The sequence below is a fragment of the Vibrio sp. R15-SG3-ISO1B genome (assembly GCF_059833835.1).
Window position 1 is genome coordinate 146465 of record NZ_JCBDGG010000045.1, and the last position, 25563, is coordinate 172027.

Consider the following 25563-nt stretch of genomic DNA (forward strand, 5'->3'; position numbering starts at 1 on the left):
CCATTGATGGGCAACAAGCAGTCATGGGCACAAACACTCAAGGAGTCGAGTATGAACAAGCATTTAGCCTTGTGGGCAGTCGCGGGATTGATGTTGGGCTGCGCGCAAAGCGAGCAGGCGAGCGCGCCAGTAAAGTTCCATACCTACCAGTGTGATGAGGGCAAGCAGTTTTCAGCCGCTTACCTTTCTGGTGAAGAGACCGCACTGGTTAAAGTAGAGGGCAAATCGCTGCGTCTAACTCAGCTACCCTCAGGTTCGGGCAGCCGCTACGCGCTAATGGACGATGGCCAAGAAGTGACGCCGGCTGTCAATTTGGCCATTAAAGGCAACGAAGCGCGTTTGAACTATCAAGATCAGCGCTTTACCCAATGTGTCACTGATTAAATCCAAGTTACTGCACCTCAATAGCCAAGGCCTTCGCCTTGGCATGGCTTTTAATGACGTAGGAACATGAGCAAAAAACTCACCATTGTTGATATTGCCAAGCTGTCTGGCGTCGGAAAGTCGACCGTCTCACGTGTGCTGACCAATGACCCGAAAGTCAAACCGGAAACCCGCGCCAAAGTGGAGCGAGTGATTCAGGAGTCGGGTTATGTGCCGTCCAAATCGGCGCAATCGATGCGTGGTGGGCGACAAAAAGTCGTTGGGGTGATCATCTCTCGTCTTGACTCCCCTTCAGAAAACAGGGCAGTGAGCAGTATGCTTGCCGTCTTGTATCAACAAGGCTACGACGTGGTGATCATGGAGAGCCAGTTTGATCGCCAGATGACCAATGAACACTTAGAGGTGTTGAAAAGACGCAATGTGGATGGCGTTATCGTCTTTGGTTTTAGTGATTTGGACGTCGCGCGTCTAGCGCAGTGGCAGGCGCGCTGTGTGGTGATCGCGATGGAGACGGACGTTGTCTCTTCGATCAACTACGACAACCAAGGCGTCATCACGCACGCGCTCAATCACCTCCATCAACGTGCATGCCGAAATATTGCGTTTATCGGCGTCGATCCCAGTGATAAAACCACAGGTAAACTGCGTTTGGACGCCTACTTGAGCTGGTGTAAGCACAACCAGATCGCTCCTTGCTATCAAACCGGTCAGCTCAGTCACGACAGTGCTTATGCGTTGGTGGATAAGGTATTGTCAGAGCGCACCGACGCGATTGTGTGTGCCAGTGACACCTTAGCACTTGGCGTTATCAAGCGTTTGCAAGAGCTCGGTCGTGACTCTGTCAACGTGACAGGCGTAGGCGGCAGCGAGCTGCTCTCTTTCCTATTTCCGAATGTCTTTAGTATCGACCCTGGTTACGCTCAAGCGGGTGAAAAAGCGGCTAACGTATTGATCAATAAGATCAATGGTAGTTCAGATCAGGTTCACATCACTCAACAACCCATCCAAATTTAACTATCTGAATCCGTTGGCAATTTCTGATTTAGTGTGATCATTTTCAATTTATGGGACTGTTCCCATTTTAATATCATGCGCTTTTTGGGATTATAATGCCGAATAAATGGGAATGTTCCCATGGATATAATAACAATCAAACAGAGTCAGTTTGAATGTCTGCAATCGCAGACTAACATCAATAGAATCCAATTAGGGTGGACATGGAAATGAGTAAGATAGCCAAGCAAGACGTCGAACGTCTGATTGAGCGAGTCGGTGGACGTGACAACATCGCCAGTGTAAGTCACTGTTTGACGCGGCTACGCTTTGTGTTAAACGACACCGGTAAAGCCGATGAAAAAGCCCTTGAAGCGTTGCCAATGGTAAAAGGTTGCTTCACCAATGCCGGGCAGTTTCAGGTAGTGATTGGCACGGAAGTCGATGAAGTCTACAAAGTGTTGATTGAGCTATCCGGTCAATCTGCTGCGTCGAAAGAGGAAGCCAAACTCGCGGCAAGACAGAACATGAACCTGCTTGAGCGCGGCATTTCCCATCTTGCGGAAATCTTTGTTCCGCTGCTGCCTGCGATCATCACCGGTGGTCTGATTTTAGGTTTCCGCAATGTGATTGGCGACATCCGGATGTTTGATGGCCAAACATTAACGCAAATCAGCCAGTTTTGGGCCACGGTGCACAGCTTCCTGTGGTTGATTGGCGAAGCGATTTTCTTCTTCCTACCGGTGGGTGTGTGTTGGTCAACGGTGAAAAAACTGGGTGGTACGCCGATTCTGGGCATCACGCTCGGGGTAACCTTAGTCTCACCTCAACTCATGAACGCGTATTTGATCGGTAAGCAAGTGCCCGAAGCGTGGGATTTTGGCCTGTTTGTGATTGAAAAGGTCGGGTATCAAGCGCAGGTGATCCCCGCGATGTTGGCTGGTGTCGCCTTGACGTTGATTGAGACCAACTTAAAGCGCATCGTACCCTCCTACCTCTACCTTGTTGTGGTGCCGTTTGTCTCCATCATTCTCTCTGTCGTGTTGGCGCACTCCTTAATTGGTCCATTTGGCCGCGTGTTGGGTAACGCTGTCGCGTTTGCAGCTAAGGCTGCCATGACCGGCGACTTTGCGGTGATTGGCTCGATGATATTCGGCTTCTTGTACGCGCCTTTGGTGATCACCGGTATCCACCACACCACCAATGCGGTTGACCTGCAACTGATGCAAGAATTAGGTGGCACACCGATTTGGCCGCTGATTGCACTATCGAATATCGCTCAAGCATCAGCGGTAGTGGGCATCATCCTGATCAGCAAAAAACACGGAGAGCGTGACATCTCTGTACCTGCTGCCATTTCTGCCTACCTAGGGGTGACTGAGCCTGCTATGTACGGCATCAACTTAAAGTACAAGTTCCCTATGCTAAGCGCGATGATTGGCAGTGCGGTCGCGGCGGCGATTTGTGGCAGTGCTGGCGTCATGGCGAACGGTATTGGGGTCGGCGGCTTGCCGGGTATTCTCTCTATCCAGCCCCAGTATTGGAGCGTTTACGCGATGGCGATGTTGGTGGCCATTGCTCTGCCTGCCATGCTGACACTCTTCTTCTATAAACGTGCGCAGTCTAAAGGCGAACTTGAGCCTGCGAACGCATAACGCTGACGGAGCGGCCTTGGTCGCTCTCTATTCTCAGCGCCCCTTCTTTGTTACTGAAATTTTAGGCGTGATATGACACGAACAACTCAAGAGGCCAATTGGTGGAAAACTGCCACCATTTATCAAATCTATCCAAAAAGTTTTTGTGATAGCGGGGCGAAAGGCACCGGTGATCTCCAAGGGATCATCGCTAAGCTGGATTACCTAAAACACCTTGGGGTTGACGCCATCTGGTTAACACCGGTTTATCAATCACCTATGGTCGACAATGGTTACGATATTTCTGACTACTACGCGATCAATCCCGAGTTTGGCACCATGGCGGATTTTGATGCGTTGCTCGCCAAGGCCCATCAGCGTGGGATTCGAATCATCATGGATATTGTTGTGAACCACACGTCAACAGAGCATGCGTGGTTTCAATCTGCCCTTGGCGATAAACACAGCCCGTACCGAGACTACTATATCTGGAAAGATCCTGTTGACGGACAGGTGCCTAATAACTGGCAATCCAAATTTGGCGGCAGCGCATGGGAGTTAGATGAGCCAACAGGGCAGTATTACCTGCATCTCTTTGCGAAGGAGCAAGCGGATCTCAACTGGGAAAATCCGCAAGTGCGCGCTGAAGTGAAAGAGATCATCAGTTTTTGGGCCAAAAAAGGGGTCGATGGTTTCCGTTTGGATGTGATTAATTTGATTTCCAAGCAGCAAGACTTCCCCAATGATGAGTGTGGCGATGGCCGCCGCTTTTACACCGATGGCCCAAAAGTGCACACTTATCTACAAGAGATCAGCGACGCCGTCTTTCAGCAATATGGCAGTGTGACAGTGGGGGAGATGTCGTCCACCACACTGGAACATTGTCAGCAGTACTCGTCACTCGATGGCCGTGAGTTGTCGATGGTGTTTAATTTCCATCATCTCAAAGTGGACTACCCCAATGGTGAGAAGTGGAGTCATGCACCGTTTGATTTTCTCGCTCTAAAGCAAATATTCAACCACTGGCAAACCGGGCTGAATGGCCAAGGGTGGGGCGCGCTCTTTTGGTGTAATCATGATCAGCCGCGTATCGTGAGCCGCTTAGGCGACGATCGCCGCTATCGAGTCGAGTCGGCAAAGATGTTGGCGGCCTCCATCCATATGATGCAGGGCACCCCTTACATATACCAAGGGGAAGAGATTGGCATGACCAATCCCAACTATGACTCGATCTCTCAGTACCGAGATGTGGAGAGCATCAACATGTACGACATCATGGTCAACCAACAAGGACTGAGCGAGCAAGCCATGTTAGCCATCTTGGCGCAAAAATCGCGTGACAACTCTCGCACGCCAATGCAATGGAATGGTGAGCGTAATGCAGGATTTTCCAAGGGCCAACCTTGGCTCGATATCGCCAGCAACTACCAAGAAATTAACGCCGAGCAAGCTGTCGCCGACAAAAACTCTGTGTTCTACTTCTATCAACGCTTGATTCAACTGCGTAAAGCGATCGCGGTGATCACCGACGGGGATTACCTTGACCTCTATCCTACCCACACTTCCGTGTTTGGTTATCAACGCCGTAATGGCAATCAAACGCTGATTTGTCTGAACAACTACTATGGTGAAGAAACGCAGTGCGAGTTACCCGATGCATTCGAGCTCGACAAGGCGCGTTATTTTCTTGGCAATTATGCCGATCATTCAGCCGATTGCTCACAGCCCGTCACTCGTCATCAGGTATTAAGGCCATACGAAACGCGGATTATTCTCAGCGAAGTGTAGAGCGAGAGATAACCCAAACCGAGCGTTACCCCCGCTTTTTGCCCTGCTTGTCAGGGCATTTTTCTATCGGCTAAATGCGAAGTGAAAAAAAGAAGCGGTGTTTGGAAAGGAACGCGACAGTATAGGAACGAAGAAGTATAGGAGCGCAGAAGTATAGATGCAAAAAAGCCAGCTCAATGAGCTGGCTTTCGTCAATATGGTGGAGGGGGACGGATTCGAACCATCGAAGGCAGTGCCGGCAGATTTACAGTCTGCTCCCTTTGGCCACTCGGGAACCCCTCCAGGTATTTTTATCCTTAACTGATGATTTCCCAACTCATCAATCAAGCGTGCTCGTTAGAGCGAATATGGTGGAGGGGGACGGATTCGAACCATCGAAGGCAGTGCCGGCAGATTTACAGTCTGCTCCCTTTGGCCACTCGGGAACCCCTCCAGGGTGTTTTTATCCTTAACCGATGATTTCCCAACTCATCAATCAAGTGTGCTCGTTAGAGCGAATATGGTGGAGGGGGACGGATTCGAACCATCGAAGGCAGTGCCGGCAGATTTACAGTCTGCTCCCTTTGGCCACTCGGGAACCCCTCCAGGGGTTTTTTATCCTTAACCGATGATTTCCCAACTCATCAATCAAGCGTGCTCGTTAGAGCAAATATGGTGGAGGGGGACGGATTCGAACCATCGAAGGCAGTGCCGGCAGATTTACAGTCTGCTCCCTTTGGCCACTCGGGAACCCCTCCAGGAATTTTTATACTTAACGGATGATTTCCCAACCCATCAATCAAGTGCGGAGCGAATCATAGCAAACTCGCCCAAGCTGTAAAGCCTTTTCTTAGCATTTTGAACTGAATGGTGCCTTTTTGGGCAAAGACGGAATTTATTCACCATAAAGGACACAAAAGTCGCGCTTCTCTTACTGTTTATTTCTCACTCTTTACATTACTTGACGTTGTATCTACGTATAAAGCGCTAGAATAAGTTGGGTTTAATTGGACTGAACTATCATCATGAAAAAGAAAATTTTTGTAAGTCTGTTGTCATTATCGATGTTGGCCAACACATCCGTCGCGTTCGCGCGTGGTCCGAGTATCAGTGTGATCACTGAGCCTGTGGATATTCATCAAGTATCGCAATCTCTTTCTCTGGTCGGCAAACTGAAAGCGGATCAATCGGTCACTATCGCCTCAGAAGTGGCTGGCAAAGTGGACACCATTGCGGTGCTGGCGAATCAAGAAGTTCAGCAAGGGCAACTGCTTGTTAAGCTTGATGACGATAAAGCACGCGCAGCGGTGGTGGAAGCGCAGGCTTACCTCAAAGATGAGCAGCGTAAACTCAAAGAATTTGAGCGTTTGGTGTCACGTAACGCCATTACGCAAACCGAAATCGACGCGCAAAAAGCGAGCGTCGATATTGCCAAAGCGCGCCTCGACGCTGCCAATGCCAATCTGAATGACCTCCATATTAGTGCTCCTTTTTCCGGTACGGTTGGCTTTATTGATTTCAGTCGCGGCAAATTGGTCAGCGTTGGCTCAGAGCTGCTGACGCTCGACGACCTCACCGTGATGCAGTTAGACCTTCAAGTGCCAGAGCGCTATTTATCGCAGATTTCACGTGGTATGAAGGTCAAAGCGACCAACGCGGCATGGCAAGGTCGCGTGTTTGAAGGCGAGGTGATCGGTATCGATTCGCGCATCAATGCGGAAACCTTGAACCTGCGTGTACGTATTCACTTTGATAACCCAGACAACCTGCTCAAACCCGGCATGCTGGTTTCCGCAGAGATGGACTTTCCGCCGATTGAAGCGCCCATTATTCCAGTACAAGCGCTTGAATATTCCGGTACGAAGCGTTTTGTCTACGTCATCGATGAGCAGGGTAAGGCCACCCGAACCGAAGTTTTACTCGGCGCGCGCATTGGCAACCAAGTGGTGATTGAACAAGGACTCGACATCGGTGAGAAGATCGTGGTGCAGGGCATTGTTAACATGCGTGATGGCGTGACCGTGAGTGAGCTTGGGCCGGATGGTAAGCCGCTCAAAAGCCAGGTTGAGCGTGCAGCACAAGAAGGGGCGAACTGATGCTGTTATCCGATGTATCGGTTAAAAGACCGGTTGCCGCCATCGTACTGAGCTTGCTGCTGTGTGTGTTTGGCATTGTGTCGTTTAGCAAACTGGCGGTGCGTGAAATGCCTGACATCGAAAACCCTGTGGTGTCGATCAGCACTCGCTACAGTGGCGCGTCCGCCACCATCATTGAAAGCCAGATTACCTCAGTGTTGGAAGATCAGCTCTCGGGTATTAGCGGTATTGATGAGATCTCCTCGACCACGCGCAACGGGATGTCGCGCATTACTATTACGTTTGAGTTGGGGTATGACCTCAACACCGGGGTGAGTGATGTGCGTGATGCGGTGGCGCGCGCCCAGCGCTCTTTGCCGGACGAAGCCGACGATCCTGTGGTGTTTAAGAACAATGGTTCCGGTGAGGCGTCACTTTACATAAACCTAAGCTCGTCTGAGATGGATCGCACCCAGTTGACGGACTACGTTGAGCGGGTATTGCTCGACCGTTTCAGCTTGATCACAGGGGTGAGCTCGGTCGATATTTCCGGCGGCTTGTACAAAGTGATGTACGTTAAGCTCAAGCCAGAGCTTATGGCCGGACGCGGCGTAACGACGTCGGACATTACCTCGGCGCTGCGCAGTGAAAACATTGAAAGCCCCGGCGGCGAGGTACGTAACGATCAGATCGTCATGTCAGTGCGTACCGCGCGCAGCTACAATCAGGCCGAAGATTTTGAATACCTGGTGGTCAAACGCGCCAGCGACAATACGCCCATCTATCTAAAAGATGTCGCCGATGTCTTTATTGGTGCCGAGAATGAAAACTCGACTTTTAAAAGCGACGGTGTGGTTAACGTCAGCATGGGCATTGTGCCGCAGTCGGATGCGAACCCCTTAGATGTGGCGACTTTGGTCCACAAAGAGGTCGACAATATTCAGCAGTTTCTACCAGCAGGCACCCGTTTGGCGATTGACTACGATTCAACGGTCTTTATTGAACGTTCTATCTCCGAGGTTTACAACACGCTATTTATCACGGGTGGTTTGGTGATTTTAGTGTTGTACATCTTTATTGGCCAAGCGAGAGCGACCTTGATCCCGGCCGTCACTGTGCCCGTTTCACTGATTTCTTCGTTTATCGCTGCGTACTATTTTGGTTTTTCCATCAACTTGATCACGCTGATGGCGCTGATTTTGTCAATTGGCCTGGTGGTGGATGATGCCATAGTAGTGGTGGAAAACATCTTCCACCATATCGAGCAAGGTGAGAAGCCACTGCTTGCGGCGTATAAAGGCACGCGTGAGGTCGGCTTTGCGGTCATTGCCACCACCTTGGTATTGGTGATGGTGTTTTTGCCGATCTCCTTTATGGATGGCATGGTAGGGCTTCTGTTTACCGAGTTCTCCGTGTTGCTGGCGATGTCAGTGATCTTCTCGTCACTGGTGGCATTAACGCTGACTCCGGTGCTTGGCAGCCATCTCTTGAAAGCCAACGTCAAACCGAATCGTTTCAATCTGTTTGTTGATCGCATGTTTGCCCGCCTCGAATCGGCGTACCGTGCTCTGCTGCGTGGCGCATTGAAGTGGAAATGGGCCGCACCTCTGGTGATCATGGCTTGTATTGGCGGCAGTTGGGGCTTGATGCAACAAGTGCCCGCACAGCTCACCCCCTCAGAAGACCGCGGGGTCATTTTTGCTTTTGCGCGTGGCGCGGATGCGACCAGTTACAACCGCATGGCGGCGAACATGGACATCATCGAAAAGCGTTTGCTGCCTCTTCTTGGACAAGGCTTCTTGAAGTCGTTCAGTATTCAATCGCCTGCGTTTGGCGGCAATGCCGGTGACCAAACCGGTTTTGTTATCATGATTCTGGAAGATTGGAATGACCGTGACATCACCGCACAAGAGGCGCTGGGTGAGGTGCGTAAAGCCCTATCAGGAATCGCCGATGTGCGCGTATTCCCGTTTATGCCAGGCTTTAGAGGCGGTTCGAGCGAGCCAGTGCAATTTGTGCTGGGTGGTTCGGATTACTCTGAACTAAAAACGTGGGCGGAAAAACTTGAAGCGATCGCCGAAGCGTCCCCGTATATGGAAGGGGCAGACATTAACTACTCTGAGCGTACACCAGAGTTGGTAGTCTCGGTTGACCGTCAACGCGCGGCAGAGCTTGGGATCAGCGTTCAGGATATCTCAGACACTCTTGAGATCATGCTGGGCGGCAAAAGCGAAACCACCTTTGTGGAACGCGGTGAAGAGTACGACGTCTATTTACGCGGTGATGAAAACAGTTTCAACAATGCCGCGGATTTGAGCCAAATCTACATGCGTACCTCGGGTGGTGAGCTAGTGACGCTCGATGCCTTGACTAAGATTGAAGAGGTGGCGTCATCCACACGCCTGTCTCACTACAACAAGCAAAAAGCAATCACCATCACTGCCAACCTGTCGGACGGCTACACCTTAGGTGAGGCGCTGGACTTTCTTGATCAGCAAGCGGTAGAGCTGCTGCCAGGGGATATTTCGGTCAGTTACTCGGGTGAGTCAAAAGACTACAAAGAGAATCAGTCGAGCATATTGATGGTGTTTGGTTTGGCCTTGCTGGTGGCGTATTTGGTGTTGGCGGCGCAGTTTGAAAGCTTTATCAACCCGTTGGTGGTGATGTTTACCGTGCCGATGGGCGTGTTTGGTGGCTTCCTAGGTCTGGTGATTATGGGCGAGGGGATGAACATCTACAGCCAGATTGGCATGATCATGTTGATTGGTATGGTGACCAAAAACGGTATTTTGATCGTCGAGTTCGCGAACCAGCTTCGAGACCGCGGGTTTGAATTTGAGCAAGCGATTGTTGATGCGGCGGCGCGTCGTCTTCGCCCGATTATGATGACGGCGTTCACCACGCTAGCGGGCGCTATCCCATTGATACTCTCGACAGGCGCTGGCTATGAAAGTCGCGTTGCGGTCGGTACGGTGATCTTCTTTGGTATGGCGTTTGCCACCTTAGTGACCTTGTTTGTCATTCCGGCTATGTACCGATTGATCTCGGCCAACACGCGCTCACCGGGCCATGTTGAAGCGGAGCTCAACAAAGAGCTCAGCCAAGACGTCACGGTGCGTAAAGCGCATTAATGACTCAGCCCGCACGTTCGCGGGCTGTTTTTTTAGCGGTATTTTTTAACGGTATTGAACGGTGTAGCGCGTCGGTTTGTGGTTCATAGCGAGCACGAGGTTGAGCAAAAAAGCGCCCAAAATCGACAAGCCAATGATGTAAGGCGTCACAAAGAAGAACGAAGCGACTAAAATCAGCACATCAATCGCCAACTGAGTTTTACCCACTGAGATAGCGAATCGATCTTGAATCCATAAACAGAGCACGTTGAAACCGCCAAGGCTTGAGCGGTGACGAAATAGGATCAGCATCCCGAGCCCCATCAGCAAGCCCCCCGCCAGCGCACAGTAAATCTCATTAATGGTCTCCAGTTTTATCACTAAATAGAGGTGGTCAGCGAAAATGGAGACCAGAGCACCTGAAATGGCACTATTGACCGCAAACCGAGCGCCAAACCGCTGCCAAGCGAGCGCGTAAAATGGCAGGTTCATGGCAAAGTAGAGTGTACCGAATGACCAAGTGCTGAATTGGCTGACCAACAGAGCTAGACCTGTTGTACCGCCAGTGAGTAGCTGAGCGGATTGTAGAAAGAATACCCCTTGAGCGACAAGAAATGTCCCGGTGAGAATCGCGATCCAATCTTCTTTACGTGAGTGTTTTTCCATCAATTTGAAACTTTCATCGGAAATAATGGCGCGCATACTAGTGAAAAAATTAGGTTTTCGGTAGCTTGAGAAGGAAATTTAAGGTAAACCTATGTAATCACTGTTTTACGGGGTGTAAAGGAGAAAATTGACACTCATGATCGACGTTAACTGGGTTGAGCATCGGTGGCTGAGATCTCTGTTTATTGTGCAAGCAGAGTAGGATTCAGACAAAGTGATTGATTGACGTTATGTCGCGTATGAGAATCTTCGTAAAACATTATGAAAAAACTGCATGAGAAAAAGTGTATTTTTCTCTTTATGACCCAGATCAAATTATGTAGAATGCGCGTCATTAACCCGATGCAAACGTTTGCGTCAGCGTAAAAACGTTATTCTCAGGGTCGTAAGTCGGTTTTTTTGCCAATTTAAGTCTTAATCTGAGTCAGGAGATACAGATGCTAAAGCGTGATATGAACATCGCAGATTACGATGCGGAACTGTTCGCAGCTATCCAAGAAGAAACTCTTCGCCAGGAAGAGCACATTGAACTGATTGCTTCAGAAAACTACACCAGCCCACGTGTAATGGAAGCTCAGGGCTCTCAGCTCACCAACAAATATGCAGAAGGCTACCCAGGCAAGCGTTACTACGGTGGTTGTGAGTACGTCGATAAAGCAGAAGCGCTAGCGATTGATCGTGCTTGTCAGCTATTTGGTTGTGAATACGCGAACGTACAGCCTCACTCAGGTTCACAAGCCAACAGTGCTGTTTACATGGCGCTACTTAACCCAGGCGATACGGTCTTGGGCATGAGCTTGGCACACGGTGGTCACCTAACGCACGGTTCTCCTGTTAACTTCTCTGGTAAGCACTACAACGTCATTCCTTACGGCATTGATGAAGCGGGCCAAATCAACTACGACGAAATGGAAGCGCTAGCACTTGAGCACAAGCCTAAGATGATCATTGGCGGTTTCTCTGCGTACTCTCAAATCGTTGATTGGAAACGCATGCGTGACATCGCAGACAAAGTGGACGCGTACCTATTTGTCGACATGGCGCACGTTGCGGGTCTGATTGCTGCGGGCGAATACCCAACGCCAGTGCCTCACGCGCACGTTGTGACGACCACGACACACAAAACCCTAGCGGGTCCACGCGGTGGCCTTATCCTGTCTAACGCTGGCGAGGAGATGTACAAGAAGCTGAATTCAGCGGTCTTCCCTGGTGGTCAAGGTGGTCCTCTAATGCACGTTATCGCGGGTAAAGCGGTGGCGTTTAAAGAAGCGATGGAGCCTGAATTTAAAGCGTACCAAGGTCGCGTGGTGAAAAATGCCAAAGCGATGGTGGCTCAGTTCCAAGAGCGCGGTTACAAAATCGTGTCTAACGGTACAGAGAACCACCTGTTCTTGGTCGACTTGATTGACAAAGACATCACAGGTAAAGATGCGGATGCGGCACTAGGCGCAGCCAACATCACCGTCAACAAAAACTCAGTTCCGAATGACCCTCGCAGCCCGTTTGTGACCTCGGGTATTCGTGTGGGTACACCAGCGATCACTCGCCGCGGTTTCAGTGAAGAAGATGCGAAAGCGCTCGCGAACTGGATGTGTGACGTGCTGGATAACATCGGTAACGAAGAAGTGATTGAAGCGACGAAAGCGAAGGTGCTAGAGATCTGTAAGCGTCTACCTGTTTACGCGTAATCTCACCGTTCGATATCGAGCCTGTTTTGCAGAGCGACGGCTGAGCGAAACAAAGAAAAACGCCCTTTATGTGAATACATAAAGGGCGTTTTTGCGTTTAAGGGTTATTTAGAGATGCTGAGTAGGGTGCCAGATTTACACTTGAAGGAGTAGTACTTGCTGCTTTCGCTGAACTTGCCGAGCCCTTCACCGTCGCAGTAATCAATGTTGATGTCGCGCATGGTTTCCAGCGTGTTCTCGCTGTCTAGCGCAAATTTAGACCCGTCGGAACAAATAATACGTACACGGCCGTCATCGCTGACTGAATAGAGATCGACCTCGGTATTGCACAGCTCAAAGGAGGCTTCACGAAAGTTGTCTTGTTTGGTATTGGAGGCGCAGCCAGAGGTGATTGTGACAACGGCAATCGCGGCCATGCTAAGTGCAGTCAGTTTCATCGTATTCCCTTTGATTCATAATCTTTTCATTAGCTTAGAGAATCTCTCTAAGGCATTCAAGCTTTGGGGTGATTATTTGAGGCAATAAGTTGGGCCAATAAAAAGGCTGACCTTTCGGCCAGCCTAGATAAATTCGATGGGTTTTACGCTTTGTTAGCTGACTTCAATGCCTTGCGCTTGAAGGTCGGCATGGTAGGAAGAGCGAACAAAAGGACCACACGCTGCGTGAGTAAAGCCAAGCTCTAGAGCAATCTCTTTCAACTCATCAAACTCTGATGGCGGCACGTAACGTTCCACTGGTAAGTGGTGGCGGCTTGGCGCAAGGTACTGACCTAGCGTGAGCATGGTCACGCCGTGCGCACGCAAATCTTTAAGTACTTCGACGATCTCTTCTTTGGTTTCACCCAGACCCATCATCAAGCCTGACTTAGTCGGGACATCTGGATGCTGCTCTTTAAACTTGCGTAGCAGCTCAAGTGACCACTTGTAATTCGCACCCGGGCGCGCTTTACGGTAAAGACGTGGCGCGGTTTCAAGGTTATGGTTGAAAACATCGGGTGGATTGTCTTTGAGTAGATCCAGCGCGACATCCATGCGGCCACGGAAATCCGGCACTAAGGTTTCAATACGAATGTGCGGATTGAGTGCGCGAATCTCGCGGTTACAATCGGCAAAGTGCTGAGCACCACCATCACGCAGATCATCGCGATCCACCGAGGTGATCACCACGTATTTGAGTTTCATGTCGGCGATGGTTTTCGCTAATTTTTTCGGTTCTTCGGCTTCTGGCGCAAGAGGTCGACCGTGGGCCACATCGCAGAATGGACAGCGGCGAGTACAAATCGCGCCAAGAATCATAAAGGTGGCGGTGCCGTGGTTAAAACACTCGGCCAGGTTTGGACACGAGGCTTCTTCACAAACGGAGTGCAGGTTGTTTTTGCGCATCGCTGACTTGATGTCTTGAATTCGTTGACTGTCTGAAGGCAGCTTGATCTTCATCCACTCAGGCTTACGCAGGACTTCCTTCTGCTCAGTCGGCATGTTCTTGACAGGGATCAGGGCCATTTTGTCAGCGTCGCGATACTTAACGCCTTTTTCCATTTGAATCGGTTTACTCATGCTTCTCTTTACTTCTCTTTACTTTTTATGGCGTTACTCGTGTGGTGCTAAATTCAACTTGATCATAACCAAGTAAAGTAACGAGCTCTTTTATCAGCGACTCTTCAACGTCAGGGAGAGAGGCCGCTGTGTTTAGCTGACGAACCTGCACCATTTCCATTCCGGCATAGCCACAGGGGTTAATGCGCAGGAAAGGCGACAAATCCATATCGACATTGAGCGCTAGGCCATGAAACGAGCAGCCTTTGCGGATTCGCAGTCCCAACGAACAGATTTTACGTCCGTCGACATACACGCCAGGTGCATCAGGGCGCGCGTTGGATTCAATGTTGTACGCTTTGAGCGTTTGGATAACGAGGTTTTCGATATGTGTGACCAAATCACGCACGCCGAGTTTTTTGCGCCGTAGGTTAATCAGAAAATACGCCACTAACTGACCAGGGCCATGGTAGGTCACTTGCCCGCCACGATCGCTTTGCACCACAGGAATATCACCGGTACTGAGCAAGTGCTCTGCTTTTCCCGCTTGTCCTTGAGTAAACACAGGATTGTGTTCAACCAGCCACACTTCATCTTGGGTGTCGTCGTTTCGGCTGTCAGTGAAGTCATGCATTGCGCGCCAAATCGGCTCGTAATCTTGTCTTCCTAGTCGTCTGACCACCAACTGGTTGTGCATAGCTGTGCCCGTTATCCATTAATAAAGTTGAAAGATTATAAACTGCTTCTGCTAAAGGCACTACAACCTAGCCACACATTTTTAACCTATCAGTTTGGTTAGAATAATTATCTATCTGATATCTAAAAAGAAAGCAGCTTACGCTGCTTTCAAAAAAATTTTAATAAATCAAAAATAATTACAGAACCATGCGAACAATGTCGATCTCACCCAGTTCTTTGTACAGGGTTTCGACCTGTTCAATTGAGGTGGCGGTGATGTTGACGGAAACCGAGTGGTAGTTGCCTTTGGCGCTCGGTTTTACACTTGGGCTATAGTCACCAGGAGCATGACGCTGGATGACTTCCAGTACTTTCTCTGGTAGCTCAGGTTTAGCGTGACCCATGACTTTGTAGGTAAATGAGCAAGGGAACTCGAGTAAATCCTTTAGCTTTGCATCCGAATTAATAGTCAGCATATTGTTACTCCAAACTGGACTGTCGATTTTTGCAGCGGTGCATAGTACTGCGAAAATCATCAAACCTCAACCGAGCCTAATTAACGGCCACGTTAGGCGGTTGGCGTACCGACCGCGGGCACATTAGACTGCAGTGATAAAAATAGAAAAGCCGCCCTTGGCGGCTTTAAGCATGACAGTAGGGTTAGCCTTTATAGGAAGCTTTTAAAAAGCATCACTATGTAGTCCCACATGCGGCTGAACAAACTGCCTTGCTCGACACTTTCCAGTGCCAGCAGTGGGTATTCAGCCACATCTTCGCCTTCAAGTTGATAGTATAGCTTACCAACGACGTCACCCTTGTTAATGGGGGCTTCAAGCTCTTTTTCAAGGACAAAGCTGGCTTTCAGCTCTTTCGCTTGACCACGAGGTAGAGTCACAAAGGTGTCTTGATCGAGACCGAGCTTCACGGTGTCTTTGTCGCCCATCCAAATCTTCTCTTCGACAAAGGTTTCCCCAGCCTGGTGCGGCGCGACGGTTTCAAAGAAGCGGAAACCGTAGCTCAATAGCTTTTTGCTCTCCGATTTGCGCGCATTGGCACTTTGTGTGCCCATCACGACAGCGACAAGTCGCATTTTTCCTTCGGTCGCAGAGCTCACGAGGCTGTAGCCTGCGTTGCTGGTATGGCCGGTTTTAATGCCGTCCACGCTCATACTTTTATCCCACAGCAAGCCGTTTCGGTTGTACTGAGTAATGCCGTTGTAGGTGTAGCTCTTCTCTGAGTAGATGCGGTACTCTTCCGGAACATCACGGATTAGGGCTTGGCCCAATAGCGCCATGTCATACGGTGTGGAGTAGAGATTTGGGTTATCGAGGCCGTGAACGTTAGCGAAATGCGTGTTGTCCATGCCCAGTGAGTTTGCCCAAGCGTTCATCAAGTCTACAAATGCATCCTCAGAACCTGCAATGTGCTCGGCCATCGCGACACAGGCGTCGTTGCCCGATTGAATAATGATGCCACGGTTCAGGTCTTCCACTTTGACTGTGGTGCCGACTTCGATGAACATTTTTGATGACTCAGGGAAGTTCTTCGCCCAGGCGTTTTCGCTGATGGTGACGTCATCATTGAGGTTGATGTTGCCACGTTCAAGTTCTTGACCAATCACATAGCTGGTCATCATCTTGGTCAGGCTTGCCGGTGAAAGCTTGGTATTCATCTCTTTCTCAGCAAGGATTTTGCCTGAATGGTAATCCATCAACACGTAGCCCTTAGCGGCAATTTGCGGCGCGTCAGGCACAACAATCGGCGAGGCAATCGCTGAATTCGCGAGGGTTGCACAAAGTGCAACGGAAGAGACAAAAACAGATTGAGTTAGCGTTGTTTTTTTCATATCAAAGTCAGAATTATTTTTCACTGTCCATATGTTAACAGAAACAATCACTCAAACCAGTGCAAGGACGACCACACACTGGGTTGAGGACTACTGGTTGCGAATAAAGGCGCTGGAGTAACCCAGCTCTTTCACTTGTTCTAATGTTTGCTCTGTGAGCAAGTAGTCTTTAAAAGGACCTAAAAAGACACGGTGAATTTTATCGCCCGAGGTGACGTGGCTTTTCACCGACAGTTTTTGACTCAGATCTTGCGCTAAAGTTCGCACGCGATCTTCATGTTGTGAAGAGGCGACCTGGACAACATAACTGGGCTGACTTTTTTTCTTTAGCTCTGAGTCCGGCTTTTCTGAGGTGATCACTTCGATCTCCACATTGGCCACACCCGTTTTCACCACGTCTAGTTTGACCGCCGCCGCGTAACTGAGGTCGATAATTCGTCCCTGATGGAACGGCCCACGGTCATTGACGCGGACGATGGTGGTTTTGCCATTGTCTAAATTGGTCACTTTGACGTAGCTCGGCAGAGGCAAGGTTTTATGGGCCGCCGTCATTGAGTACATATCGTACACCTCACCATTGGAGGTGAGATGACCATGAAACTTTTTGCCGTACCAAGAGGCTTGTCCCTTTTGCTTAAAGCCTTCGGGCTCTTTGATGATCGAATAACTTTGGCCGCGCAGGGTATAACTTTTATTGCCGCCTAAGCTGTAGGGCTCATATTGCGGGTGTGCATCCTCAATATGGTCAACAGAAATTGGTTTCGATGGCGCGACGTCATCCTCGATGCTGTAGCGTTTGGAGGATGAACAGCCTGCAAGCACCAGGAGCGATGCCAACATGACGAAAATAGGGTGCGTAATGGCCATGATTAGGTTGCCTTTGAAAATGCTTTTCTATGGGTATGGATCGACATCAATATGCCAAAACCCGCCATGAGCGTCACCATCGAGGTGCCACCATAGCTGATTAACGGTAACGGCACGCCAACCACGGGCAAAATGCCACTCACCATACCAATATTGACAAATACATAGACGAAGAAGCTTAAAACGATACTGCCTGCCATCATACGACCAAAGGCGGTTTGGGCTTTACTCGCTAAAAACAGACCTCGACCAATAATAAACAGATAGAGACTGAGCAGTACTAAGATGCCGATCAATCCCCACTCTTCGGCGATCACCGCAAAAATAAAGTCGGTGTGGCGCTCGGGTAAGAACTCTAGCTGAGATTGAGTACCTTGTAACCACCCTTTACCGTTAATTCCGCCTGAGCCGATGGCTATTTTACTTTGGATGATGTGATAGCCCGCGCCAAGTGGATCGGATTCTGGATTGAATAGGGTGCGCACGCGAACTTTCTGATACTCGCGCATGAGGAAAAACCACAAGATCGGTAAAAAACCACCAACGGCGCACAGCGCGGCGAAAATAATGCGCCAACTGATCCCGGCAAGGAAAATGACGAAAATTCCCGATGCTGCGATGAGAATCGAGGTGCCAAGGTCGGGCTGTTTAGCGATCAAAATCGTTGGGACGAACACCATCACCAGTGATGCAACCAAGGTTTGAAAACTCGGTGGCAGCGCACGTTTACCGATATAGCGCGCCACCATCAGCGGCACCGCCAATTTAAGCAGTTCAGAGGGCTGAAAACGCACAAAGCCCAAGTTGAGCCAGCGCTGCGCGCCTTTAGATGCCTCACCAAAAAACAGTACGCCAAACAAAAGGATAACGCCGCCGATAAACATGACAGGCGCTAAGGCTTCATAGGTCCTGGGCGGCACTTGAGCGAGCAGCAACATCACACCCAGTGACAGCGCCATGCGCATCGCTTGGCGATCCATCATCGCCAGGCTTTGACCACTGGCGCTGTACATCACTACTAAGCCAAAACCCATTAAGACGAGTAGACCAAGTAGCAAAGGCAGATCGAGGTGAAAGCGCTCAAAAAGCGCCCGGTTCTGACCGGTAGCTGGATTGAAATCCATTACTGTGCCGCCTCCTGTTTTTTCTCAACGAGAACATGATCAAACACGCTACGGACCACTGGTCCCCCTTGTGATGAGCCGCCGCCGGCATTCTCTAGCACTATGGTGACAATCACTTCAGGATCCTCCAGTGGCGCAAAGCCAGTGAACAAGGCGTGATCTCGCAGGTGCTCGGCCAGCTCTTCTGCGTTGTACTCTTGATCTTCTGCAAGCCCAAACACCTGCGCGGTACCGGATTTACCACCACTGACGTATTCTGTGTTGGTAAAGGCGCGTCGCGCGGTGCCTTTCTTACCGTGGTTTACCAAACGCATCCCTTCAATCGACATCTCCCAAAATTTGTCCTTCACGCCAGTGATGGGTGGGTAGGTGTCGATGTCAGCCAGTTGATGTTTCGTAAACTCTTCACCATTGTCAATGGTGGCGCGCAATAGATGCGGGGCGATGACTTTTCCTCGGTTAACCAGCACAGACGTCGCCTTGGCAATTTGCATAGGCGTTGCGGTCCAGTAGCCTTGACCGATACCAACAGGAATCGTATCACCTTGATACCAAGGCACGCGATGCCTCGCCATTTTCCATTCTCTGGTTGGCATGTTCGCTTTGCTCTCTTCGTGAATATCGATGCCGGTATAGTCGCCAAAGCCAAACATCATCATCCATTGAGAGATGCGATCAATGCCCATGTCGTAAGCGATTTGGTAGAAGAACGTATCGACGGATTCTTCTATCGATTGCACGATGTTCACGCGGCCATGTCCCCAACGCAACCAGTCACGAAAAGGTTTCGTCTTCGAATTGGGTATTTTCCAGTAGCCAGGATCGTTGCGGGTGGTGTAGGGGGTGACGACACCCTCTTGCAGCGCCGCGACAGCCATAAATGGTTTGATGGTAGATGCTGGCGGGTAGATACCCAGCGTCGCGCGGTTGACCAACGGTCGATTCTTATCGGTCAATAGCGCGTTGTAGTCTTTGCCTGAAATACCATGCACGAAGGCATTAGGATCGTAACTTGGGCTTGAGACCATAGCGAGCACGCCATTGTCGTGTGGATCAAGCACCACGGCACTGCCACGTCGGTCAGCGAGTAACTCGTGGATGTAGAGCTGCAAGTCGATATCAAGGTTGAGCACGATGTCTTTGCCGGGCTCAGGTGGCACGTATTTCAAAGTACGAATTACGCGCCCACGGCTGTTGACTTCCACCTCTTGGTAGCCGGCAATACCATGCAGTACGTCCTCATAGTAGCGCTCGATGCCGAGTTTACCGATGTCACGAGTGGCTTGGTAATTGGCGTCTTTTTCTTCACGTATCAAACGCTGCATATCACGATCGTTGATTCGAGAGACGTAGCCAATCACGTGAGTGAGCACTTCTCCATAAGGGTAGTGACGTTTGAGCGCCGCGTTCACGGCGACACCAGGAAACTTGTGCTGATGCACGGAAAACTTAGCCACTTGTTCTTGAGTGAGCTGAGTAAGAATCGGCACTGATTTGAAGCGGCGAGTTTGACGACGCTCGCGCTCAAAGCGTTCAATCTGATCGTCTGTGATGGTGACGATGCTTTGTAATCGACTCAGGGTATCTTCCATATCGTCGATTTGCTCTGGGGTGATCTCGAGGCTAAATACTGGGCGGTTTTCTGCCAGCAGCTTGCCGTTTCTGTCATAGATCAAACCACGATTGGGGGCGATCGGCACCACTTTGATGCGGTTGTCGTTAGATCGAGTTTTGTAATCTTGGTATTGATTGATTTGGATGTTGTAGAGGTTACCAACCAGTAGCCCCATCATGACAACAATGCCTAAGAAAGCGACAATAGCACGGCCTTTGAATAGCCGCGCTTCTTCCTGATAATCCCTAATTTGGCTACGCTTTCGCAACATCTATTGGTTATTCTCGATGATATGGGTGGTTGGCGGTAATGCTCCACGCTCGGTACAGGCTTTCTGCCATCACAATGCGTACCAGAGGGTGAGGCAAGGTTAACGCGGACAGTGACCAGCTTTGATCCGCGGCGGCTTTGCACGCAGGGGCTAAGCCTTCTGGGCCACCGATCAAAATCGATACGTCACGACCATCTAACTTCCAACTCTCCAGTTGTTCTGCAAGTTGGGGTGTGTCCCATTTTTTACCAGGAATATCGAGAGTAACAATTCGGCTGCCTTTTGGCACGGCGGCGAGCATGGCTTCGCCCTCTTTTTGCAAAATCCTTGCAATGTCGGCGTTTTTACCTCGTTTTACTGCTGGAATTTCCACCAACTCTAAAGGCATATCGTGAGGGAAACGGCGGCGGTACTCTTGAAATCCCTCTTCTACCCATTTGGGCATTTTGGTGCCGACTGCGATGAGTTGAAGTTTCATCGATCAGCTCCAGAGTTTTTCCAGTTGGTAAAGCTCGCGCTGCTCTTCTTGCATGACGTGAACAATGGTTGAACCCATATCCAGCACCACCCATTCACCTAGATCTTGGCCATCAATACCGAGTGGCACTAGGCCGGCCAGTTTGGACTCTTTTGCAACGTGATCAGCGATGGACGAGACATGACGCTTCGACGTGCCTGTGCAGACAATCATAAAATCGGTAATGCTAGATTTTCCTTGTACGTCGAGCACAGTGATGTTTTGCGCTTTCATGTCGTCGGCTTTGTCGACAAGAAACTCGTTAAGCTGTTCTAGTTGCAAGTGTTGTTCCTCTCTTGTTTGGATGAGCGTATGGCTAGCGGCGATGACAGGGTTCTGCACGGCCTATTCTGTTGGGGCCGAAGTATACCACGCATTTCAAATGTGCACTTGTGGCAAGCAAATTTCCAGACTCAGTTGATGTATTTGTGGCCAAGGGCTCTGCTCATATTGCGTTTTGGCAGTCAGTTCAATCTGGGCCAGCAGTTGCAGGAGGCGCATAAGGCGCGCAGTATCCAACCTTTGCAAAGCGCTAGAATAGAGCGGACGTTTGGAGGACCAAACTTTGTAGCGTTCCAGCACTTGCGCCAATGGCAGGGTTTGCATCAGAGATTTCATCGCCAGTAGTTGCTCAAGCTCTTTTTGAACCGTGCGGACAAGGATCACAGCCTCGACGTCTTCCGCTTCAAGCTGGCGCAAAATACGATCGGCGCGATTGGCCTTGCCTGCCAGCAGGGCATCAATCCAATGAAATGCAGTGAAGTGATTGTGACGGCTCAGCGACTCTTCAAGTCGTACTAAGGTCAGCTTGCCATCGGGGTAGAGCAGAGCAAGTTTCTCTAGGCTTTGCGTCAGAGCGAAGAGGTTTCCCTCGTGCCACTGAGCAAGCATCTTGGTCGCTTCGGCATCCGGCTGCAAGCCTAGGGCGCGGCAGCGAGTTTGGACAAATTGGGGCAATCTGGCTAAATCAGGCGTGACGCAGCTGACCCAGCATCCCTGTTGGTTGAGCGTCTTAAACCACTTGGCGTTTTCTTGGGCTTTGGTCAGTTTGGTGCCGATGATGATCAACAACAGATCGCTGTGAAGAAGCTCGGCAATGGCCAGTAGTTCTTTGGCCATTGCGGCATTGACACCCGACTCTGGAAGTTCCAGCTCGATCACTTGCCGGGCGCTGAATAGGCTCATCGCTTGGCACGCATCATAGACGGGCGCCCAGTCAAAGCGGCTGTCGACCGTATAGCGGTGACGCTCTTCAAAACCCGCTTCACGGGCTTTGGCGTGTATGGCTTGGCGAGACTCTTGAATCAGCAGCGGCTCGCTGCCGAATATCAAAAACAGCGGATCAAGTTGGTGGTTTAGGTGCTGAGCTAACCTATCTGCAAAAATTCTCATGCGCGATAACGAACTCGGGATTACTCAGTGACCGGAGCGGGCGCATCATCGCTGTAAAAGGTCTTGACGCGATATTGCTCTTCTTGCGCTTTGAGTTGTACTTGTTCTTCGTTCTCTAGCTCGATTTCGTTGGCTTCGATATCGGCTTTAAGGCGTGCCATTTGGCGAATGATTTGGGTGGCTGCGAGTTTGCGCATCTCATCTTCGATCATGTCGCGTTCAACCGATTTCGCTAGCGCTGACAGCGGGTTATCCAGGTAGCTACGGGTGACGCTCGTAGAGAAGGTTTTGGTGCCAAGATCGGGCACGGTAACGCGATAGGAGGCACGGAAGGTGAGCTCTTTCTCCGCCGCACGCGTGTTTTGGTAAAGCGAGAGGGTGCGCTCGCCAACGCCTTCACTGATCAGGTGCAAATTGGCGATGTTTTCCGCCGGTGGCACGATCTCGATTTCACTCATGCGTAGCTGCGCTTTCATCATGCGGGTAAAGGTGCTGTATTTGTCGTAACTGGTCAATGACATCTTATCGAGCTCCTCTGGGACCGAGTAATCACCACGTAAGTGGAAACCACAACCAGCAAGAAGCGAGGCAACCAACAGTGCGCTGGTTAGCTTAACGGATGAGATTGAAAATAGACGCATGAGTGAACGGCTCTTTGGTTGAGAATACTAATAGTATGAACGAAAGTGTTATAGACCACAGTGGTTGGATAACTTCGGTGAGCGCTCTGTCAAAAATAAAACGCTCATCGAAGTTAAGCAGGGCACTAGGCCCTGCTTAAGACTCGAACTAATGGGATTAGTTCGCCACGATGTTGAGAAGTTTGCCCGGGACGTAAATCACTTTACGAATCGTCAAGCCTTCTGTGAACTTGGTGACGTTCTCATCACCTAAACCGAGTGCTTCCACTTCTTCTTTGCTGGCATTGGCCGCCACAGTGAGTTTGGCACGTAGTTTACCGTTGACCTGAACGACGATCAGTTTCTCGTCTTCAACCAGTGCTTTCTCGTCATGTTGTGGCCAAGCCGTGTTGTCGATGTCTGTGATGTTGAGCGCATTGCCCATTTCAAAACAGATGTGCGGAGTGATAGGGTAAAGCATTACGACCACGGCTTTCAGTGCTTCATCCAAAATCGCACGATCTTGCGCTGAGTCTTGTGGCGCTTTTGATAGCTTGTTCATCAGCTCCATGATCGCCGCAATAGCGGTATTGAAAGTTTGACGACGTGCAACATCATCGGTCACTTTAGCAATGGTTTTGTGGACATCACGACGCAATGCTTTTTGGTCACCCGACAAGGAAGACGCATCCACTGCTTCAGCTGCGCCTTTTGATGTGTGCTCATTGACCAGTTTCCACACGCGTTTCAGGAAGCGGTTCGCGCCTTCTACACCAGACTCTTGCCATTCCAATGTCATATCGGCTGGCGAGGCAAACATCATAAATAGACGTACAGTGTCAGCGCCGTACTTGTCGACCATCTCTTGTGGGTCAATGCCGTTATTTTTCGATTTAGACATCTTAATCATGCCTGAGTGCGTCACATCACGGCCCGCGTTGTCTTTGGCTGAAATAATGCGACCTTTACCGTCACGTTCGACAGCCACATCGGTCGGCGCTACCCACTCTTTACCACCTTTTTCGTTCTCAAAGTAGAAGGCGTCTGCCAGTACCATGCCTTGACATAGCAGTTGCTTGAACGGCTCGTCAGAGGTGACGTAACCAGCATCACGCAGGAGTTTGTGGAAGAAGCGAGAGTAGAGAAGGTGCATACACGCGTGCTCGATACCACCAACGTATTGATCAACTGGTAGCCAGTAGTTGGCTTTTTCAGGATCAAGGATGTCGTCCGCTTGTGGTGAACAGTAACGCGCGTAGTACCAAGATGATTCCATAAAGGTATCGAAGGTGTCTGTCTCACGCAGCGCAGGTTCGCCATTGAATGTGGTCTTCGCCCACTCTTTGTCGGCTTTGATTGGGCTTGTTACGCCGTCCATGACCACGTCTTCTGGAAGAATGACTGGCAGTTGGTCAGCAGGGACAGGGTGAACTTCGCCATCTTCCGTGGTGACCATTGGGATTGGTGCGCCCCAGTAACGCTGACGAGATACACCCCAGTCACGCAGACGGAAGTTAACAGTTTTAGTCCCTTTGCCTTCAGCTTCTAGTTTCGCTGCGATTGCGTCGAATGCCGCTTGGAATTCTAGACCGTCGAATTCACCAGAATCGAACAGTACGCCTTTTTCTGTGTAGGCCGCTTCAGAGATGTCGAGCTCACTGCCATCAACGGGTTTGATAACCGGTACGATATCGAGACCGTATTTGGTCGCAAACTCGTAGTCACGTTGGTCGTGCGCCGGTACCGCCATAACTGCACCTGTACCGTAATCCATCAGGACGAAGTTCGCCACAAAGATTGGCACTTCACGACCGTTCAATGGATGAATAGCAGTAAGGCCCGTCGCCATACCTTTCTTCTCCATGGTCGCCAGTTCCGCTTCCGCGACTTTGTTGTTCTTACACTCATCGATAAACGCAGCAAGCTCTGGGTTGGTTTGAGCCGCCAGAGCAGCAAGAGGGTGACCTGCCGCGATGCCCACGTACGTCACACCCATGAGTGTGTCAGGGCGTGTTGTGTAGACTTCTAGGTCTTGTTGACCCTTGACTTTAAATTTGAGTTCAACACCTTCAGAGCGACCGATCCAGTTGCGCTGCATGGTTTTCACCATTTCAGGCCAGCCGTCTAGATTGTCGAGATCGTCTAGTAGCTCTTGAGCGTATTCAGTGATCTTGATGAACCACTGTGGAATTTCTTTTTGCTCTACAGGCGTGTCACAACGCCAGCAGCAGCCATCTTCAACCTGCTCGTTGGCAAGAACGGTTTGGTCGTTTGGACACCAGTTAACAGAAGAGGTCTTCTTGTAAACGAGGCCTTTTTGATAAAGCTTAGTGAAGAACTCTTGTTCCCAACGGTAGTACTCTGGCGTACATGTCGCGAACTCACGGTTCCAGTCATAACCGAAGCCAAGAAGCTTAAGCTGGTTCTTCATGTATTCGATGTTTTCGTAAGTCCAAGGCGCTGGTGCCGTGTTGTTTTTCACCGCCGCGTTTTCAGCCGGAAGACCAAATGCATCCCAACCGATAGGCTGCATGACGTTTTTGCCTTGCAGACGTTGGAAACGAGAGACCACATCACCGATGGTGTAGTTACGCACGTGACCCATGTGTAGACGACCACTTGGGTAAGGGAACATAGACAGACAGTAGAATTTTTCTTTATTTGGGTCTTCACTTACAACAAAGGTCTTGTTGCCATCCCAGTGCTTTTGAACTTTCTGTTCAATATCTTGCGGGTTGTATTGCTCTTGCATCGATGATATCCGGTTATCTTGGAAATTGT

21 protein-coding genes and 4 tRNA genes are annotated in these 25563 nt (G+C 50.1%); 7 read left to right on the plus strand and 18 right to left on the minus strand.

Annotated elements, in window-relative coordinates:
- Positions 1-51: 51 nt before the first annotated feature.
- The 4 genes from AC6R0S_RS13865 to treC all read left to right on the plus strand — a co-directional run bounded on the left by AC6R0S_RS13865 (position 52) and on the right by treC (position 4799).
- On the plus strand, positions 52-384 hold the full coding sequence (locus tag AC6R0S_RS13865; RefSeq protein WP_500633909.1) for an MliC family protein: 333 nt from the start codon (positions 52-54) through the stop codon (positions 382-384).
- A gap of 66 nt (positions 385-450) precedes the next feature.
- Positions 451-1398, plus strand: a complete 948-nt coding sequence (gene treR, locus AC6R0S_RS13870) for a trehalose operon repressor TreR (RefSeq protein ID WP_500631713.1) — start codon at positions 451-453, stop codon at positions 1396-1398.
- A 209-nt stretch (positions 1399-1607) separates the two neighbouring features.
- A complete protein-coding gene (gene treB / locus AC6R0S_RS13875; RefSeq protein WP_500638150.1) occupies positions 1608-3032 on the plus strand; it encodes a PTS trehalose transporter subunit IIBC in 1425 nt (474 codons plus the stop codon).
- 72 nt (positions 3033-3104) lie between these two features.
- Positions 3105-4799, plus strand: a complete 1695-nt coding sequence (gene treC / locus AC6R0S_RS13880) for an alpha,alpha-phosphotrehalase (RefSeq protein ID WP_500638151.1) — start codon at positions 3105-3107, stop codon at positions 4797-4799.
- 197 nt (positions 4800-4996) lie between these two features.
- On the opposite strand, the gene AC6R0S_RS13885 is transcribed toward treC, so the two are convergent.
- From AC6R0S_RS13885 to AC6R0S_RS13900, 4 genes are all read right to left on the minus strand, one after another.
- Positions 4997-5081, minus strand: a tRNA-Tyr gene (locus tag AC6R0S_RS13885).
- 66 nt (positions 5082-5147) lie between these two features.
- A tRNA-Tyr gene (locus tag AC6R0S_RS13890) sits at positions 5148-5232 on the minus strand.
- Between the two features lie 67 nt (positions 5233-5299).
- Positions 5300-5384: transfer RNA gene (locus AC6R0S_RS13895), tRNA-Tyr, on the minus strand.
- A gap of 67 nt (positions 5385-5451) precedes the next feature.
- Positions 5452-5536 (minus strand) — tRNA-Tyr (locus AC6R0S_RS13900).
- A gap of 267 nt (positions 5537-5803) precedes the next feature.
- Between AC6R0S_RS13900 and AC6R0S_RS13905 the strand changes: the two genes are divergently transcribed.
- The gene (locus AC6R0S_RS13905) at positions 5804-6874 is read left to right on the plus strand and encodes an efflux RND transporter periplasmic adaptor subunit (RefSeq protein ID WP_500630696.1); all 1071 of its coding nucleotides are present in this window, start codon (positions 5804-5806) and stop codon (positions 6872-6874) included.
- Positions 6874-9984 (plus strand): vibriobactin export RND transporter permease subunit VexH, encoded by a 3111-nt coding sequence (vexH, locus tag AC6R0S_RS13910; protein ID WP_500638152.1) that lies wholly within the window; start codon positions 6874-6876, stop codon positions 9982-9984. The genes AC6R0S_RS13905 and vexH overlap by 1 nt, the downstream gene beginning before the upstream one ends.
- A 45-nt stretch (positions 9985-10029) precedes the next feature.
- On the opposite strand, the gene AC6R0S_RS13915 is transcribed toward vexH, so the two are convergent.
- The gene (locus AC6R0S_RS13915) at positions 10030-10629 is read right to left on the minus strand and encodes a DUF6198 family protein (protein WP_487903187.1); all 600 of its coding nucleotides are present in this window, start codon (positions 10627-10629) and stop codon (positions 10030-10032) included.
- Between the two features lie 437 nt (positions 10630-11066).
- On the opposite strand from AC6R0S_RS13915, the gene glyA reads away from it, so the two are divergent.
- Positions 11067-12317 (plus strand): serine hydroxymethyltransferase, encoded by a 1251-nt coding sequence (glyA, locus tag AC6R0S_RS13920; RefSeq protein ID WP_487903188.1) that lies wholly within the window; start codon positions 11067-11069, stop codon positions 12315-12317.
- A gap of 104 nt (positions 12318-12421) precedes the next feature.
- Here the strand turns inward: glyA and AC6R0S_RS13925 are convergent, their stop codons facing one another.
- The 13 genes from AC6R0S_RS13925 to leuS form a co-directional block, all read right to left on the minus strand.
- Positions 12422-12733, minus strand: coding sequence for a hypothetical protein (locus AC6R0S_RS13925; protein ID WP_487903210.1), 312 nt, complete (start codon positions 12731-12733; stop codon positions 12422-12424).
- A gap of 174 nt (positions 12734-12907) precedes the next feature.
- On the minus strand, positions 12908-13873 hold the full coding sequence (gene lipA, locus AC6R0S_RS13930; protein ID WP_334555136.1) for a lipoyl synthase: 966 nt from the start codon (positions 13871-13873) through the stop codon (positions 12908-12910).
- Positions 13874-13898: 25 nt separating this feature from the next.
- Positions 13899-14549: a lipoyl(octanoyl) transferase LipB gene (gene lipB / locus AC6R0S_RS13935; RefSeq protein WP_334555137.1), complete on the minus strand. Its 651-nt coding sequence runs from the start codon at positions 14547-14549 to the stop codon at positions 13899-13901.
- A gap of 178 nt (positions 14550-14727) precedes the next feature.
- Complete coding sequence (gene ybeD, locus AC6R0S_RS13940; protein WP_334555138.1) at positions 14728-15006, minus strand: DUF493 family protein YbeD; 279 nt, start codon at positions 15004-15006, stop codon at positions 14728-14730.
- Positions 15007-15197: 191 nt separating this feature from the next.
- A complete protein-coding gene (locus AC6R0S_RS13945; protein WP_500626577.1) occupies positions 15198-16376 on the minus strand; it encodes a serine hydrolase in 1179 nt (392 codons plus the stop codon).
- Positions 16377-16466: 90 nt separating this feature from the next.
- Complete coding sequence (locus AC6R0S_RS13950) at positions 16467-17243, minus strand: septal ring lytic transglycosylase RlpA family protein (protein ID WP_334555140.1); 777 nt, start codon at positions 17241-17243, stop codon at positions 16467-16469.
- Between the two features lie 2 nt (positions 17244-17245).
- Positions 17246-18367, minus strand: coding sequence for a rod shape-determining protein RodA (gene rodA / locus AC6R0S_RS13955; RefSeq protein WP_487903190.1), 1122 nt, complete (start codon positions 18365-18367; stop codon positions 17246-17248).
- On the minus strand, positions 18367-20253 hold the full coding sequence (gene mrdA / locus AC6R0S_RS13960; protein ID WP_500638153.1) for a penicillin-binding protein 2: 1887 nt from the start codon (positions 20251-20253) through the stop codon (positions 18367-18369). The genes rodA and mrdA overlap by 1 nt, the downstream gene beginning before the upstream one ends.
- 7 nt (positions 20254-20260) lie before the next feature.
- A complete protein-coding gene (gene rlmH, locus AC6R0S_RS13965; RefSeq protein ID WP_500633903.1) occupies positions 20261-20731 on the minus strand; it encodes a 23S rRNA (pseudouridine(1915)-N(3))-methyltransferase RlmH in 471 nt (156 codons plus the stop codon).
- A 3-nt stretch (positions 20732-20734) separates the two neighbouring features.
- On the minus strand, positions 20735-21052 hold the full coding sequence (rsfS, locus tag AC6R0S_RS13970; RefSeq protein ID WP_334555144.1) for a ribosome silencing factor: 318 nt from the start codon (positions 21050-21052) through the stop codon (positions 20735-20737).
- A gap of 96 nt (positions 21053-21148) precedes the next feature.
- Positions 21149-22162 (minus strand): DNA polymerase III subunit delta, encoded by a 1014-nt coding sequence (holA, locus tag AC6R0S_RS13975; RefSeq protein ID WP_487903192.1) that lies wholly within the window; start codon positions 22160-22162, stop codon positions 21149-21151.
- A gap of 20 nt (positions 22163-22182) precedes the next feature.
- Positions 22183-22803, minus strand: coding sequence for an LPS-assembly lipoprotein LptE (locus AC6R0S_RS13980; RefSeq protein ID WP_334555146.1), 621 nt, complete (start codon positions 22801-22803; stop codon positions 22183-22185).
- 157 nt (positions 22804-22960) lie between these two features.
- A complete protein-coding gene (gene leuS / locus AC6R0S_RS13985; RefSeq protein WP_500638154.1) occupies positions 22961-25534 on the minus strand; it encodes a leucine--tRNA ligase in 2574 nt (857 codons plus the stop codon).
- Between the last annotated feature and the right edge of the window lie 29 nt (positions 25535-25563).